Below are 14,778 nucleotides of genomic sequence, written 5' to 3' on the forward strand. Positions count from 1 at the left end.
GGTTGGAGTTGAGTGCAGATAGGATTCTTAGTTCGAAATTGTCAATGTGATCACCCAGGCATTTGTGACTCAAGCTGGCTCAGGATTCTGGCATATCTCGATTGCATCTTTGGAGAAGCGGCCGTTTGGGCAAGCTGAATCAGTTCGTCTTTGGAAGGCTTTAACTTCAGGGACATATGCTTCCAGAAATACTTCAAATCATCTGAGCGCCAATTAGCGTACGTAGCTTCCCAGGATCTATTTGAGGATCCCGCGAATACCAGATTCGCGGGATCAACCGCTCGTTCGTAATCCTGAAATCTGCAATCCAATGAGATACGGAGTTGTTTAGAGACGTTCGGAGCGGCTGCGTGGACCGTTAGACTGTGAAAAATTAGGACATCTCCTGCATTGATTTGTCCGCTGACCCAATCGCCTCCGCGCGCTGTCCCGTTTGGAATAATGCCTGTTTCGGGGTCAACCTTCTGAAGCCCAAAACGATGAGACCCTTCGAGAATCCGCAACGGCCCTAGTTCTAGTGGACAGTTGTGGAGTGGAATCCAGGCCGTAAAGCTTTCCGGATCGCCCGCGATGGACTGATGGTCCTGATGTGCCTGAATCACGAGACGTTCACAGTTAGGAAAGATTAACCGGCCGATCGGCTTCGGGTGTATCAGGAGTCGTGAACCAATAAGCAGTTTCATCACCTCCCGGAGGGCCGGATGATGTGCGAGAGCGTGGAAAGATTCCAAGCCAAAGACTTGTTGATAGACAAGATTGAACGATGAGTCAGACTCACCACATATGGCGCCGTTGTCAGCTACGCGCTCCACGAAACCATAACCAGGCATAAGCCAGCCAGCGACACCAACAATCAGCAGAATCTCATTCAGCAGTTGATTCACGTCCTCGAAGGGCAGCAATCCCCTAACTAGCAAATAACCTTGTGAGGCTATTTCCTTCTTCAAAGAGCGCGACTGTAGATCAGGAGCATAGATTTCACGAAACGGCTTCACGAGGTCATCCACTGTTCCCGACTCCTGCTGAATAAATGAGTTTCGCAAGATTGCCTTTAGTCAAAGCTCTAGCACACGATCTACAGTCGAGCCGATATCGAAAGCAGGTCAACACGACTCAAGGGTATGCTAATAAATGAAGAGATGATGCGGCGAGATTGGCTCAGATAGTTCTATCTCCGAGTTTGCACTCCTTGCATTTGCGCACAAAAAACAAAGACAACAAAAATACTACTTGCTTAGTATTTTGTTGTTGTCACCGGTTTGTCATTTGATTGTTTCTGCAGACGTGAATTAGGGTTAGTTTCAAGGAATGGACTGCCAATCGACGGAATAACATCAGCAAATCGTTCAGTAGATGATGCGCCGTCTGCAAAGAGCCGAAAACCAAAGAGCTCGTCCGCAATCGCTGGCATAGATCAAAGCTTGCGAGTCCGCGGCCCAAGCAGGTTCAGTGTTGTTGCACGCGGCATCGGTAAGTCTGTGAGTTTGGCCGTTGCTCAAATCGCGCAGCCATAAGTTCCAGTTTCCACCTTGCAATTCGCTATAAGCGAGCCACCGCCCGTTTGGTGAGATAGAAGGATATCTGACCTCGCCCATGCCGAGAGATCGTACGCTTCCGACTCGATCTGACACAAATAGTCCCGGGTGACCACCTCCCGACGTGGCTGAAAATACAATCTCGCCTCCGGGCAAGAACGACATTTCGAGCACATTGAATTCCGGCGGGGTAAGCGGACTGTCTCTGGCCACCGATTGACCCAGAGCGCGTATCCAAATGCGCGTTCGACCGTGTTCCTCGCGGAGAAACGCCAGCCACCGGCCATCAAAAGATGCTACTGGAGACTCGGCCTGCTGGATGCTTGTGCTCCCGCCTGATGCGGAGATGATTTTGGATTCGTGCCCAGTTTGTTCGACCCATTGGATACCGTTCGCGGCGGCTATTCCGAGTTCGTCATCGTGCCCTTTGCTGAAGTGGATGGCCCCGAAACGTTCAACTGCGGAACGGTAACCATCGTGTTGCATCCCCACAAACAGAAGCCCATCTTCTTCTGCCGTTGGATGAACCGCCATAAAAACTCCTTTTGGAATAGGAATTCGTTGTTGATAATCGGCATAGAGTCCGCGCTGGTGACGAAGATTGAATACGATACTCAAGGTCAGGATTGCGGCGAGCGCAAGCGCCCAGGCAAGACGGTCACGCTTCGTACTTTTGCTTGACTCTTGGCTGACCAGAACCGCATAGGCAAACGCGCAGAGGAGAACCATTGCATACAGTCTTGGCACAGTCAGTACCGCAATCCATCCTGCTGCCCCGTTATTTGTTCCACCCACGAATCCCGCTACAGCATAAAGAGGCAAGAGAATAGCGAGCCACCAGTTTTTCTTCTCCTCCCGGAGCACTCCCCATATCAAACATGCGGGCAAGATTAGGAGAGTGAAGAGATAGGATGCCGGTGACGTTGAAATCGCAAGGCTGGCTAGTAAGATCGCCGCCCACTCGAGATGGACACGACGCGGACAGGTTTCGTTGGGCGCAGCAAGGAGCAAGGCTGGCGCCATCAGCATCATCTGCAATAGTGGATGCAAGCCTGCAAACAACCAAGGAGCATTAATTGCGGGATGTTGATTTAGCTGGGGCTCATAAATAAAAAGCTTGTGAAGGAGGGAAGAGAGAGACGCTGCCTGCAGGTTGTATGGATCCAGGCCTTCGCCACGGAGTGCTGAGGGTAGTACTTGGAAAAGATAAACGCGATGTAGCTCACAACCAAAGGCATATATTGACGCGACTCCACTGCCCAAAGAGCCCAACACTCCACCCGCAAACGCTTTGAGATCCCTCTTCCTAAGAAAATAAAGCAAATAGAAGGCGGGAAAGACCTTCAGACCTGTCGCAAGTCCCACCACAATTCCGGCTAAAAATGGCTTCTGGCAGATATAAAGCCAACACGCCAGAGTTAATAAGAACAGCAGCAAAACATAGTATTGCCCAAATAATAAATTCACACGCAGTGGGAAGCTTAAGACAGCCACGAGAGAAAGATGCTGCCAAGGATGCCGCGTCATACGTCTCAGAATCGATAGAGTCGCGACCAGAAGGCCGAGGTTAAAGATGAGCCAACAGCGCTTCGCAGTCAGGATGGGCAATGAAGTGAGCGGATAGATGAGGAGGGTCGAGAATGGTGTTATCGGAACCATACCGACCAGCCGTTGATCGATTTCACGATGATCTTTCTGACGTTGAAACCATAGCCACTCGTAGACTCGCGATGTATCGTATCCTTCGTGTACGAGACTAGCGGTCAAGTAGTAGTTGGGAAAGTCAGTGTTCAGCGTATGCCACGCTTTCGGTAAAGTGCGCAGAGCCATCTGCGTCGCCAGCAACGCTAACAATATCCATCCCCCAATACGAGACCATCGGAGTGGGGAGTGGAGATGATCAACTCTGGAGGCTACTGGATCTTCCAATCGGTGTTCTCCGTCTGTTTTAGCAAAAGATCGAGTCGTTCGGAGTTTGTGACCACCTCCAATGGTTCTTGCAATAGCCTGGCGGCTTGCGCTTCACACTCATCGATTGAGCTTATCGTTCAATGGAATCATCTTGATCGGAACATCCCTAAAAGCTTCTGAACGGTGACGGCCTCGCTTGTTGAACACATCTCCTGCCAACGAAATCTCTAGCTCCTCGTCTCCCCCTTTGAGTTTCCTGAGCCGCCAAGCCTGATAGAACCCATGAATAGAGCAGAATTCCAAGCCGTCGATAAATTTATCCTCTCGAATGATTCGCGCGATAAAAAACTTATGACTTCCGATCGCGCGAACCGACTCAATCTCCAACTCCCTGACTCTTTGAGCGAATTCAGGGACCGGAATATTGAATGTCGTCGACGTCATTGTTGCGAAGGGGAGTTGGCTCCAGTCGATTGATTTCTTGGTGTGGTGATTTGCAAGTTGGTATGCCAGGGCCCCCTCCGACAACGGGAGGCTGCTCAACGCGATACGGCCTGCACGTTCTACGAGGCCGGCCGCCAATCTTTCGCCTCTTAAAGCAAACCCCAGATAGCCGTTACCGAGATTGCCAAGTATGTTCATGGGAAAGATATTGCCGTCTTCTCGGCTGCCCACACTTACCAGCATTATGGGACGAGGGCAGATAAAGATCACCATACCTGCGCGTCTCTCGAGAAACGACATCTTGATCCCTCTGGTGTTATCGCTCCTCCACTGGCGATAGGCGTGAAGCAAATAGTGAGCGCAGAGACGCGTTTTCGGCAGACAAAAGTTTTTTGAACTTCGGGGTTCGAACAAGACAAACCTCAATTTGGCCACCGCAGCAGCGATGATCTGAGGCTTAAGTCCGATCTCTCCCAAGACTCGCTTACGACCGTCTCGCTCGCAGAATTTCAGCGATAGGTTAGCCAAGTCTTTCTCATTTGTTATTTGTCCTTCGTCAAATCCGATGCAGATAGTTAGTGGAGACGCACATACCATGGAGTGCCGGTGAGTTACATCGCGGGGTTCTCCTGCTCCATGCAGCCACACGGTAACCTCTGACTGCGGTTCTGCGAGTCCGAGAGTGAACTCCTGGGGGAGTAAGGTATACCCGAAGGCCATCCTCTTGATCACTGTGCGAACTTCACTCACGATCGACATATGATGGTTCCCATGGACGACACCGCTGAATTCCAAGCCCGCTACAAAAAAGGCGGGAAACAGTGAAAGACTATCGTCGTGCCGCTATCGATGTGTCAGTGACTAGTCTTATCTCTGTCATGAGACTGTAAGAGGTCGGAGCACGCCGTTTTTCCGGAAGCCAATGCTGTCTTTTTTGGTACATCGGGGTGGTGGACGGCGGTTCGGTAGTACCCCCTCCCCCCCGGGGGATATTTTGGACGGAAGTGGAATGGATGCAACGGTTTAGCGGGAGGGTGTATCGCTAAGATATTGCATTCATGTGGGTTGCGGCTAAAATACTTATTTTGTTGGAGTTAGCCTAGTTGAGGCGATGGTAGATCGTAAGAGGACGCTATTCCTGGTACGCGTGGGCATGGTTTTTTGTGGTGCTTTCGTGGTGAGTTGGTGGTGCGTTGTGGACGTTAAGTGCGAAGGGCTGCCGCAGCTTTTCGCCGCAGGCAGCCCTTGATCCGATCTCTCTTTTAATTGTAGCGAATTGGATATAACTCATACGCCAAGTCTGGCGAAGATTTCTTGAATTATTTTCAGCTCGCGTTTGGGCCGGGCCTTGGGTTCTGTCTTTGAATCGTCAGACGGGCCTAAATCTCCTTGCCGCGATGAGGCGAGGCCACTACGGAAGCATTGAGTGGATGCCGATTTGCCGAGGAGCCGAATGATAGAGGCTGACATTTTGAAGCGATGAATAATTTCAGGAGAAGTGTTTGAGCCCGGTAGCCGACGCGGATAACTCCGTTCGAAGGGGTGTCATCGTACTGGGTCAAGAGCTGAAGCTCTTAGAAAAGGTAGTGGACACAATGGCGAAACAGGCACATATGGATGCTGCAAAGCATCACACCGAGGCAGCAGGTCACCACATCAACGCAGCCAACAAGCACGACATGGGCAACGTTGACGAGGCGCATGAACACTCCAAGAAGGCTCATGAGTCGTCGACGGCGGCGCATGGTAAATCTACCGATGCGCACGCGAAGTCGGCGGCATCGTCCGGCAAGAAGTAGTTAGATCGGATTTTGAAGGGGCTGCGATGTTTCCGCGGCCCCTTCGACATTTAAAGCTGTCATCGGCCAACTTACTTTGGGTGGCGTGTCTCTCATTAGTTGATTCACAAGAGGCAAGATGGCCGGGAATCGCAGATCTATAGACCGATACAGGAGAGGGTTTATGCCGCTTAAGGATGTTTTGCTGGATGAGTTGCGCGATATGTACAGCGCGGAGAATCAGTTGGTGAAGGCGCTTCCCAAGCTTGCCAAGGGTGCGAAGAATGCAAAGCTCAAGGAACTCTTTACTGCGCATCTGGAAGAGACCAAGGGTCAGGTTGAGCGTTTGAAGGAGGTCTTCGGGCATCTGGAAGAGAAGCCGACCGGAGAGCACTGCAATGGAATGGAAGGCATCGTTGAAGAAGGCAAGGATGCGCTGGAGAAGGACGAGGCAGGAGCCTCCTTCGATTGCGGTTTGATCGGCGCAGCGCTGCGGACGGAGCACTATGAGATCGCGGGTTACCAGGCGACGATTGCGATGGCCAAGACGCTGGGGATGCAGGATGTGATCGACTTGTTGACGGAGAATCTGAACGAGGAGCTGGCGGCGGCGGCAAAGATTACCGAGGCGGCACAGCCGATTCTGAGGCAGAGCTCTGAAGAGCCGGAGCATAAGAAGAAGCCCAAGTCTGCCAAGGAGAAGTATTCGGCACAGAAGAGCCGCGAAGATGAAAAAGAGGCAGCTGGAGGTTTGAAGAAGCGCGCTTCCTAGACTGGTCCGTTGGACTTCTTAAGAGCCTCGCCTTGCGGGGCTCTTTCCTTTTTTCGGCAAGGAGATTCGAGCTCGCTTGAATTATTTGCTGGTGTTCGCCAAGGAGGTCAACGATTGGATCTGGTTCCCCTCTGTGTCGAAGTTGGCGGGATCGAGCCAGCGCTCAAAAGTAAGCTTGCGGTCAGGCCATTCGCTATCGAGCATGGAGTACCAAGCTGAGTCGCGGCTGCGTCCTTTGATTACCATGTGTTGGCGAAAGATACCCTCGAAGGTGAAGCCGAACCGCTCGGCTGCTCGCCGCGAAGGCAGATTAAGCGCATTGCACTTCCACTCGTAGCGTCGAAAGCCCAGTTCCTCGAAGACATATCGCGACATGAGATAAATTCCTTCGGTGGCGGCACGCGTTCGCTGCAACTGGGGAGAGAACATTATGTTGCCGACTTCGATGACGCCGTTGGGTGGGTCGATCCGCATCAGGCTGGCGTATCCGGCGGCAGTACCGGTTGTCCCCGAAGGTTGTTTTGGGAGGATAGCGAAGAACCGGGAAGCGTTGTCGTTCTCTTTGGCACGCAGAGCCTGAAGGCAGTCCTCTTCGCGCGCGTAAGGACCGTCGCTGAGCCACGTCCATACGGAATCGTGGCCGTTTACAGCCAACCAGATCGAGTGTCCGTGTTGTGCTGCAGTGAGTGGTTCGAGTCGGGACCATTGACCATCCAAGGTGATGGTTTGAGGCGGGCGTGCCGACTTCCAGTTTTCCAAATTCAGGTTGAGTTCCGACACCAGATCAGGATAGCAGTGGAGACCCGTAGATCCTGTTGCGCTCCAGCGTGTAGCGAAAAAAGGGCACGGCTTGCGCCGCGCCCCTTTTAGTTCGCCGGGTGAAACGTCACCAGAACCGCGACGAAGATCACCCCAAAAAGAATGACCAGCAGCGGCCACCAACGATCCACCCAAGACTCAGCTGACGAACTCATCTCAACATCCTCCTTTACCACTTTCAAATCCTAACCGAGAACCGATGCCAGGCTCAATCTTCAGCTTTGCGGTTAGGGAGCAGAAGCTTAGATTGTTTAGAAGCCTGCTTGCTCGTAGGAGCCTCGAATGAAACTCGCGATCCCTTTTCTCTCTGCACTTTTATGCATCTCCGCATCGTTGTCCGTACTTGGTCAGAAGAGCCCAGAGACGACCGGCAACTCCGCCGACGGATCGGCGATTTTGCGGGAGTACGACCAGGCGATCGATGAGGTTGCGGAACGCGCGATGCACTCCGTTGTGCAGATAGAGGTTACCGGCTTCGGAAAACCGGAGAGCAGCGACGACGACCAGGACCCGGCGGCTCTGCAACGACAGCGTGTTATCGGGTCAGGGGTTATCGTCGATCCGGACGGGTATATTGTCACCAACAATCATGTAGTCGCTGGTGCACTTCGCATTCGTGTGATCGTTGCGCCGACGACGGTGGAGTTAGTGACGTGGCACACTCAACTGGCGAATCCGCAGCGTGTGTACGAAGCGAAGTTAATCGGCACGAATCGATATGCTGATCTGGCAGTCATCAAGATCGAGGCCCACGACCTTCCTGCGATTGCACTGCCGGAGCAGTTTCATGTTCGTCTGGGCCAGACAGTCATTGCGATTGGATCGCCGCAGGGGCTGGACCACACGATCACGAAGGGGATCATCAGCGCAGTGGGCAGACAGCCTGAGTTGGATCGCCCCATGGTTTATGTGCAGACCGATGCACCCATCAATCCGGGCAATAGCGGCGGCCCACTGATCGATCGCGACGGCAATTTGATTGGAATCAACACCTTTATCTATAGCACTGGAGGCGGAAGCGAAGGTCTGGGATTTGCCGTTCCTGAACCTGTCGTTCGTTTCGTTTATAACGAATTGAAAGCCCACGGATTTGTGCCTTCCGTTTCCATCGGAGCGCATGCACAGGCGATTACTCCAGATCTTGCCGGGGGCCTGAAGTTAACTCAGGATCATGGTGTGATCTTCTCTGATGTCGATACGACTGGCCCGGCCGCAGCGGCGGGGTTGCGCCCGGGGGACATTGTGCAGACGATAGATGGCGTTCCGATTGACTCTTTTCCGAAGTACACGGCCTATTTGTATGTGCATAAGCGCGGAGCGCCACTCCACATGGAGATCCTGCGCGGTGGCAAACCGGTCAAACTTTCTGTGAATGCTGTCGATTCGCTTCCTATCGTGGATAGCTTGTCGGATCTCACAAATCCGAAGAAGGATCTGATTCCGGCTCTAGGAGTCTTTGTGGTCGATCTCAATGATTTTATCGCCGCTGCGTTGCCTGGGTTGCGCTCCAAGCGGGGAGTCGTGGTGGCCGGCGTTCTGACGGGAGAGCCGTCTACTCTTGCGAATCTGGAGGTGGGAGACGTAGTTCGGGCGATCAATGGGAGACCGCTCAATACCTCCGACGAGTTGCGGCAGCAGCTTGCGAACTTCAAACCAGGTGATTCAGTAGCGTTGGAGGTAGAACGCCAGTCGGTTTTGCAGTATGTGGCTTTTGAAGTTGAGTAGCAGGCTAGCGGACGATTTTGAAGGTGCGGCCCCAGCGGGCGAAGTCGACTACGGAGTCGATTTTGCTGACGCGTCGGCGGCTGGGATTAGCGGTGGCGGACTGGGCTATGCTGCCGCTTGAGTCGGCGTCGTCGGAGACCTGGGGTTGCAGCGAAAAGTAGATGACGAGGGGTTTGCCGACGATGGCTTCGCGAGGGACGAAGCCCCAGTAGCGGCTGTCTTCGCTGTCGTTGCGGTTGTCGCCGAGGACGAAGTAGTTGCCCGTCGGAATGATGAGCTCGTTGTTCTCGATGAGGGAGCGCATGCGGATCCACCAGTGGGAGTCGATCTCGGGGTCGGCGCTCTGGAGGCGGGGGAAGTTGTCGCGGAAGCTGTCGGGTGGGCTGGGGCGGTAGACGGCGTAGGGTTCGGTGAGCGCGCGGCCGTTGATGTAGACGCGGCCCTGGCGAAGGCGGAGGTGGTCGCCGGGGAGGCCGATGACACGCTTGATGAGGTGGAGGGTGGCGTCGACGGGGTCGTGGAAGACGATGATATCGCCACGGTGAATGGCGGCTGCGGGAAGAATGGTACCGGCACCGTCGGGGGCTGCGGCCTGCTTGTCGACGAGGAGGAAGTCGCCGACGAGAAGCGTGGACTCCATGGATTCGGAGGGGATGCGGAAGGGCTGCACGCAGAAGGTGATGATGAAGATGGCGATGACGATGAGGTGCAGAAGGGATTGGAGTGCGGTGAAGACGCTGGGTCTGTCGTGATGCGCGTGGTGGCGTCGCTGCGCTGGGGATGAGTGCGGGGCCGGCGGACGCGTCGGTGGGATGTTGGATGGGGAGGGACTTTGGGCGGCAGGATTGGTGGAGACGGCGGCGGGTTGGGTCATTCGACCACCTCCGCGGTTACGTCGAGGGAGGAGGTCTCGGCCACCATGCGGGCTTCGGCGACGAGGCGCTCGAATGCGAGGCGGGCCGCGGCTTGCTGGGCCTGTTTTTTGGTGGAGCCTTCGGATTCAGCGAGGGCGCGGGAGCCGCCGGATTTGTCATCGATGCGGACTTCGACGCGGAAGCGCTTTTGGTGGTCGGGTCCGCTCTGGTCGGTGAGGACGTAGTGAGGCTGGCCGGCTCCGGTAGCCTGGAGGTGCTCCTGGAGGGCGGATTTGTGGTCGCCGATGGCGCCGCTGAAGGTTTTGCTGCCTGCGAGGGCGAGGTGAAGGTCGGGGAGAGCGGGCTCGATGATGTGCTTTTCGATGAAGGCGCGTGCGGCGTCGAGGCCACCGTCGAGGTAGAGGGCTGCGATGACGGCTTCGAGGGCGTTGGCCAGGAGCGCGGGCTTTTTGCGGCCGCCACTCTGTTCTTCGCCGCGACCGAGACGGAGGAGCGAGCCGAGGTCGATGCGAGCGGCTACCTCGCCGAGGTGGCGGCGGCTGACGAGAGAGGCGCGGAGGCGGGTGAGTTCGCCCTCGCGGGAGGCGGGGAAACGGCGGAAGAGAGCCTCTGCTACGGCGAGACCAAGGACTGCGTCGCCGACGAACTCGAGCTGCTCGTTGTCTGCGGCTGGATCGGGAAGGGTTTCGGGGTTGGTCTCGTAGGCGAGCGAACGGTGGGTGAGGGCCCAGATGAGGAGATCGGGACGCTGGAAGATGTGTTCGAACAGAGCCGTGGGGGCGTCGTTCGACTGCGATCGTCCGGGCTTTCTGTGGCGCGTCGTCATAGAACTTCTCTGCTCTACTTTACCGGACGGAGACGGCTTAGTGCTAAGGGGTGGACGCTCGATGGTAGCGGAAAGAAGCGGATTTGCCGGGAAAGCTTACTCCTGCGGCGGCGAAAGGGACACCTGTTCAGGGTGAAGTTTCGATGCTGCCAAGGGCTCTGTCCGGGCCATGGGCAGCGACGAGCAAAACAAAGACAGAAGCAGATCCCTGCGGGATGACAAGCAAAAGCAAAAGGACAAGCAAAAGCAAAGGACAGGCAAAAGCAAAAATCAAGCAAAAGCAAAACAGCGGCAAAAGCGGGGCAATGCCTAGTGGGGCGGCGGGGGACGGTAGGCGTCTTTCTCGGCTTTTCCGCTGGGGTCCAGTGGGGCGTCGTCATCTTCTTCCTGTTGATGGGCGACTTTTGGTGCAACGAAGGGCTCCTTGATTCCCTTTTCAGCGGCTGCCTTGGTGTCGGGCTGGGCGTCGCGGACGGTGAGAGCGGCCTGGTACTCGGCGACGGCCTTCCTGCGATCGTCCTTTACGTCATAGAGGCGGCCTAAGTAGATGTGCGACCAGGCGAGGGTGCGTGGATCCTTCGAGGAGTCGAGCACCTCCTGAAAGTCGGCGAAGGCGGCTCCTGGCTGGCGCTGCATGAGGTTGACGCGAGCGAGGACGTAGTGGGCCTGGGCGTGGTCGCCTTTGGGGTCGGCGAGAACTTTGTTGGCGATGTCGGACGCGCCGGCGAGATCACCCTTGAAGATCTTCTCTTCGGCAAGTTGCAGACCGGTAAGTTGCTGCGGGGCGCGACGGAGGACGTCGCGGCTGCCGGAGGGCAGGAAGGCGATCTGCTGGGCATGATGGCGCTCGCGGTCGACGTCCATGCCGTAGACCATCTCGCCCATATACTCTTTGAGGCTGACGGATTCTTTCTCCATCTGGCCGACCTGATTGTAGAAGTATTCGGTGAGCACCCAGCCCTGTCGCATGGCGAGATCGACTGCCTTGCGGCGGGTGGCTTCGGCTTCACGCTCGTAGGCGCTCAGGTCGGCGTTGTACTGCTCGATCTCGGCGCGCTGCTTTACGGCAGTCGGCTTGGCTGGTTTGGGGATCCCTACGTCCATCGTCCTGTCTTCGACGGCTTTGATGAGGCACTCCGTGATGAGAGGCACGATCTCAGTTTTGTAGGTGTAGTCGAGCGGCGCATCCTGAACAGCTTTGAGCAGAGGCTGGAGGCGTTCCATCGCGGAGGCGCGAGAGTAGACCAGAGGCTCGATCTCGTAGTGGAGATAGCTATGGCGGATGTCGTCCATGTGGACTGCGCCGAGAGGTTCGGCCGCCGGCGAGGTTACGACGATGTAGTCGTTCGAGTAGATGCGTGCGTTGGTGACGGAGGGAGACAGCATGGGCTCGAGCAGAACGAGGAAGCGGCGTCCATCGTAGCTGCTGACCGGGAGATGGAGGTAGATGTTGGTGCTGAGAATGGTGCGTGTGAGTGGGTCGTGGACACGCTTGAGGAGGTCTTCATACTCAGCGCGATGTTCAATCCAGATGGCGTGGAGATTTACACTCTCAGCGAATGTTCTTAGCAGAGGAAGGATGTTGACGACCTGGGTGGAGTCGGGCGGCAATTCCGTCTCGCCGACGATGGGGGAGAGGCTGGGCGGAGGCGACAGGTAGAGAGCCAGCGAGATGTATTGGGCAAGGTTGAGGCTGGCATCAACGAGGGTGTGCTCACGGACGTAGGCGCAGAGCGCGTCTCTGCTGGTGCGGGTGTCGGCGGAGGGGGCAATTTGCGCGTTAATGTCATCGCGAATCTTGAGGCGCACCGGGGCGGAGTTGGCGAGGCCGTCGTCATATCCGCAGACGTTTAGCGCAACAGCGAGATCGAAGAGAGGCTCACTGGTTTCGAGAGTAATGGCAGAGCCACCAGCTTCCGGTTGAGCGATGCGGGGCGCAGATTTGGCGGGCGCCTCTTTCGAGATGGTCGCATCGGGAGGGCTCTCTGAACTGCTGCTGGAAGAACTCGATTGCGCCCTGACGCTGAGAGGGGTCAGGAGCAAGGAAGACGCGAGGCAGACGAGGAGGAACGCGGGATGACGAAAGGAAGACGGTTTTGCTGGAAGGGACACGATATAGATTCGACGCTCCCGTGAAGTTTATGGGAGCGAAGGTATGCGAGGCAACCTGTCCACGGTATTCATCGGTTCAGGAGAGCGGAGTTTCGCGAATCTCCATACTGCGAATAAGGCCATCCTGCACAAGATAGACGTGTTCCACGATTCGATCTGAGAGAACCTTGCCAGTCAGATCGCGCACTACTTGATGAACTTGAACGATGGTGCGGCCGTCTGGGTTCAAGGCAAAGCCCGTGGGTTCGACATGAGGGTCGAGCATGGCCCACTGACGGGTCCAATAGTCGCGCACAGCGCTATGGCCGCGGACACGACCACCCTCCAACGCATTGGGCCAGTCCACGTCGGGGTGCATGAGGTTAAGTACGGAGTCTATCTCGCGGATATTGAAGTGTTCGTAGGCAGAGGCGAGCAGTTCGCGATCAGTTTGCATGGACTCAACTCTTGGGTCAACCTGTGTGTGGCGAAATGGACTTTCTAGCCGCGGACGGAGATGCCCGAGAAGGTCAGCACGACGCGTCCGCGCACCGGTGCGCCGAAGACGCTGGCGGGCTGGAAGACACTGGTCAAAAGCTGATCTACCACCTGGCTCTGGGTCGCCGGACTCTCAGGTCCGGAGACGATGCGGTAGTCGTAGACTTTACCTTCTGAGTTCACGCTGGCCTCAACAATGATGACGCCGTCGTGATCGGTGACGATGGCGTGCGGATTGACTGAAGAGTAGAGATAGTGAGGAGAGGTCATCGCGCCGAGGGGTTCGTCGTTTGCCATGACGGGCTCCGGCGCAGCGAAAAGTCCGAGAAGAAGCGCGATGCCGCCGACGAGTGCGACGGTGCCTGCGAAACCTGCAGAGACCTGCAGAAGCATCGGACGGACGGCGTTGTCCCACTTGAGGCTAACTGTATCGATCCAACTCGATTTGCGCCTGGAGTGCTCATGCGAGATGGCCAGCCGAAGCCGAAGCGCCAGATCTGCGGGGGCCTTCGCTGGTCCTACGCTTGCGAGGACCTGCTGAGTAGCACGCCACGCGGTAAACTCGCGCTCGCATTCGGCACAGCTCTCCAGATGCGACGCGATCTTATGCATCTGGCGTCCACTGATATCACCGTCGAGATAAGCCGAGAAAGAAGACTGGCACTTCAGACAGGTTGGGGAGGTCATTGGGCCACCTCGACGTTGGATGTCTGAGAGTCTATGGAAGACGCAGAATTGGTTGCAGCGACGGCGCCGTCGGCGTTCAAGATGGTGCGAAGGGCGGCGCGGCCGCGGGTGAGTCGCGACTTCACGGTGCCAAGGTTGGCGTTGAGGATCTCGGCGATCTCTTCGTAAGCGAAACCTTCGATCTCTCGCAGGATCACTACAGTGCGAAAAGCCTCTGGAATTTGGCGAAGGGCAGCTTCGACGCGCTCGCGAACTTCGGCTTGGGCGACGTGGTCGAAGGGAGAATCGGACTGATCGGCAAGCGTAGAGGCGAGGCTAAGATGACTGTTTTCGGCATCGGGATCGGCCTCAAAGGAGGAGTCGATTGTAATCTCCTGCTTTTTGTGGCGTGACCACCAGCGCCTCTGATTAGAGGCCTCGTGAAGCGCGATGCGATAGAGCCAGGTTCGCAGACTGGCATCGCCGTGGAAGCCGCGGATGCTGCGAAATACCTTGATGAAGACTTCCTGCGTGATGTCTGCGGCGTCGGCTGGATCGTTGAGGCTGCGTGCGATGAGAGAGTAGAGCGGCTGATGGTACTGCGCGATCAGCACAGCGAACGCCTCCTCGGAGCCGGCCTTGAGGTCAGCGATGAGAGCAACGTCTTCGGTGGTAATGCCTATCGCACTGGCTAGATTGCCCACTATCGTGCCCGCCTGCATATCGGGTGTCCTTTACATTACGACGTGATGAATCGCTATGCAACTTTCGAGAGCGCGACGCTCCAGAAGGTATTAGAAACTGCGCCGCCGGCGGCCGAGTGCTCGCTCACTCTATT

The 14,778-nt window shown here is 56.0% G+C and carries 13 protein-coding genes; 3 read left to right on the forward strand and 10 right to left on the reverse strand.

Annotated features, from left to right (window positions below):
• Nucleotides 1–50 precede the first annotated feature (50 nt).
• The 3 genes from RBB81_RS01530 to RBB81_RS01540 all read right to left on the reverse strand — a co-directional run bounded on the left by RBB81_RS01530 (nucleotide 51) and on the right by RBB81_RS01540 (nucleotide 4,190).
• Nucleotides 51–1,007 (reverse strand): phytanoyl-CoA dioxygenase family protein, encoded by a 957-nt coding sequence (locus RBB81_RS01530; protein ID WP_353072464.1) that lies wholly within the window; start codon nucleotides 1,005–1,007, stop codon nucleotides 51–53.
• Between the two features lie 339 nt (nucleotides 1,008–1,346).
• Entirely contained in the window at nucleotides 1,347–3,365 is a 2,019-nt protein-coding gene (locus RBB81_RS01535) for a glycosyltransferase 87 family protein (RefSeq protein ID WP_179585991.1), read from the reverse strand.
• 198 nt (nucleotides 3,366–3,563) lie between these two features.
• On the reverse strand, nucleotides 3,564–4,190 hold the full coding sequence (locus tag RBB81_RS01540) for a hypothetical protein (protein WP_353072465.1): 627 nt from the start codon (nucleotides 4,188–4,190) through the stop codon (nucleotides 3,564–3,566).
• A 1,202-nt stretch (nucleotides 4,191–5,392) separates the two neighbouring features.
• Here RBB81_RS01540 and RBB81_RS01545 point away from each other — a divergent pair.
• A complete protein-coding gene (locus RBB81_RS01545) occupies nucleotides 5,393–5,689 on the forward strand; it encodes a hypothetical protein (protein ID WP_257025741.1) in 297 nt (98 codons plus the stop codon).
• A gap of 163 nt (nucleotides 5,690–5,852) precedes the next feature.
• The gene (locus RBB81_RS01550; protein ID WP_179585997.1) at nucleotides 5,853–6,440 is read left to right on the forward strand and encodes a ferritin-like domain-containing protein; all 588 of its coding nucleotides are present in this window, start codon (nucleotides 5,853–5,855) and stop codon (nucleotides 6,438–6,440) included.
• A gap of 81 nt (nucleotides 6,441–6,521) precedes the next feature.
• Here RBB81_RS01550 and RBB81_RS01555 read toward each other — a convergent pair whose 3' ends face one another.
• Nucleotides 6,522–7,199, reverse strand: coding sequence for a GNAT family N-acetyltransferase (locus RBB81_RS01555; protein WP_353072466.1), 678 nt, complete (start codon nucleotides 7,197–7,199; stop codon nucleotides 6,522–6,524).
• A gap of 342 nt (nucleotides 7,200–7,541) precedes the next feature.
• On the opposite strand from RBB81_RS01555, the gene RBB81_RS01560 reads away from it, so the two are divergent.
• Nucleotides 7,542–8,984: a trypsin-like peptidase domain-containing protein gene (locus RBB81_RS01560; protein WP_353072467.1), complete on the forward strand. Its 1,443-nt coding sequence runs from the start codon at nucleotides 7,542–7,544 to the stop codon at nucleotides 8,982–8,984.
• 4 nt (nucleotides 8,985–8,988) lie between these two features.
• On the opposite strand, the gene lepB is transcribed toward RBB81_RS01560, so the two are convergent.
• The 6 genes from lepB to RBB81_RS01590 all read right to left on the reverse strand — a co-directional run bounded on the left by lepB (nucleotide 8,989) and on the right by RBB81_RS01590 (nucleotide 14,662).
• A complete protein-coding gene (gene lepB, locus RBB81_RS01565; RefSeq protein WP_353072468.1) occupies nucleotides 8,989–9,858 on the reverse strand; it encodes a signal peptidase I in 870 nt (289 codons plus the stop codon).
• Complete coding sequence (gene rnc, locus RBB81_RS01570; RefSeq protein ID WP_353072469.1) at nucleotides 9,855–10,685, reverse strand: ribonuclease III; 831 nt, start codon at nucleotides 10,683–10,685, stop codon at nucleotides 9,855–9,857. Before rnc ends, lepB begins: the two co-directional genes overlap by 4 nt.
• Before the next feature lie 309 nt (nucleotides 10,686–10,994).
• The gene (locus tag RBB81_RS01575; protein WP_353072470.1) at nucleotides 10,995–12,797 is read right to left on the reverse strand and encodes a tetratricopeptide repeat protein; all 1,803 of its coding nucleotides are present in this window, start codon (nucleotides 12,795–12,797) and stop codon (nucleotides 10,995–10,997) included.
• 76 nt (nucleotides 12,798–12,873) lie between these two features.
• Entirely contained in the window at nucleotides 12,874–13,233 is a 360-nt protein-coding gene (locus RBB81_RS01580; RefSeq protein ID WP_179586007.1) for a nuclear transport factor 2 family protein, read from the reverse strand.
• Nucleotides 13,234–13,277: 44 nt separating this feature from the next.
• Nucleotides 13,278–13,961, reverse strand: coding sequence for a zf-HC2 domain-containing protein (locus tag RBB81_RS01585; RefSeq protein WP_183791627.1), 684 nt, complete (start codon nucleotides 13,959–13,961; stop codon nucleotides 13,278–13,280).
• Nucleotides 13,958–14,662 carry an RNA polymerase sigma factor gene (locus RBB81_RS01590; protein ID WP_179586011.1) on the reverse strand — a complete coding sequence of 235 codons (705 nt, stop codon included), beginning with the start codon at nucleotides 14,660–14,662 and terminating at the stop codon, nucleotides 13,958–13,960. The genes RBB81_RS01585 and RBB81_RS01590 overlap by 4 nt, the downstream gene beginning before the upstream one ends.
• Between the last annotated feature and the right edge of the window lie 116 nt (nucleotides 14,663–14,778).

The organism is Tunturibacter gelidoferens (assembly GCF_040358255.1).
Taxonomy (GTDB): domain Bacteria; phylum Acidobacteriota; class Terriglobia; order Terriglobales; family Acidobacteriaceae; genus Edaphobacter; species Edaphobacter gelidiferens.

Bases quoted from the DNA above. Each gene is read 5' to 3' on its own strand.
- RBB81_RS01535 (WP_179585991.1), bottom strand. From the start codon at position 3,365: ATGGCTCTGCGCACTTTACCGAAAGCGTGGCATACGCTGAACACTGAC.
- RBB81_RS01540 (WP_353072465.1), bottom strand. From the start codon at position 4,190: ATGTCGTTTCTCGAGAGACGCGCAGGTATGGTGATCTTTATCTGCCCT.
- RBB81_RS01550 (WP_179585997.1), top strand. From the start codon at position 5,853: ATGCCGCTTAAGGATGTTTTGCTGGATGAGTTGCGCGATATGTACAGC.
- RBB81_RS01560 (WP_353072467.1), top strand. From the start codon at position 7,542: ATGAAACTCGCGATCCCTTTTCTCTCTGCACTTTTATGCATCTCCGCA.
- lepB (WP_353072468.1), bottom strand. From the start codon at position 9,858: ATGACCCAACCCGCCGCCGTCTCCACCAATCCTGCCGCCCAAAGTCCC.
- rnc (WP_353072469.1), bottom strand. From the start codon at position 10,685: ATGACGACGCGCCACAGAAAGCCCGGACGATCGCAGTCGAACGACGCC.
- RBB81_RS01580 (WP_179586007.1), bottom strand. From the start codon at position 13,233: ATGCAAACTGATCGCGAACTGCTCGCCTCTGCCTACGAACACTTCAAT.
- RBB81_RS01585 (WP_183791627.1), bottom strand. From the start codon at position 13,961: ATGACCTCCCCAACCTGTCTGAAGTGCCAGTCTTCTTTCTCGGCTTAT.
- RBB81_RS01590 (WP_179586011.1), bottom strand. From the start codon at position 14,662: ATGCAGGCGGGCACGATAGTGGGCAATCTAGCCAGTGCGATAGGCATT.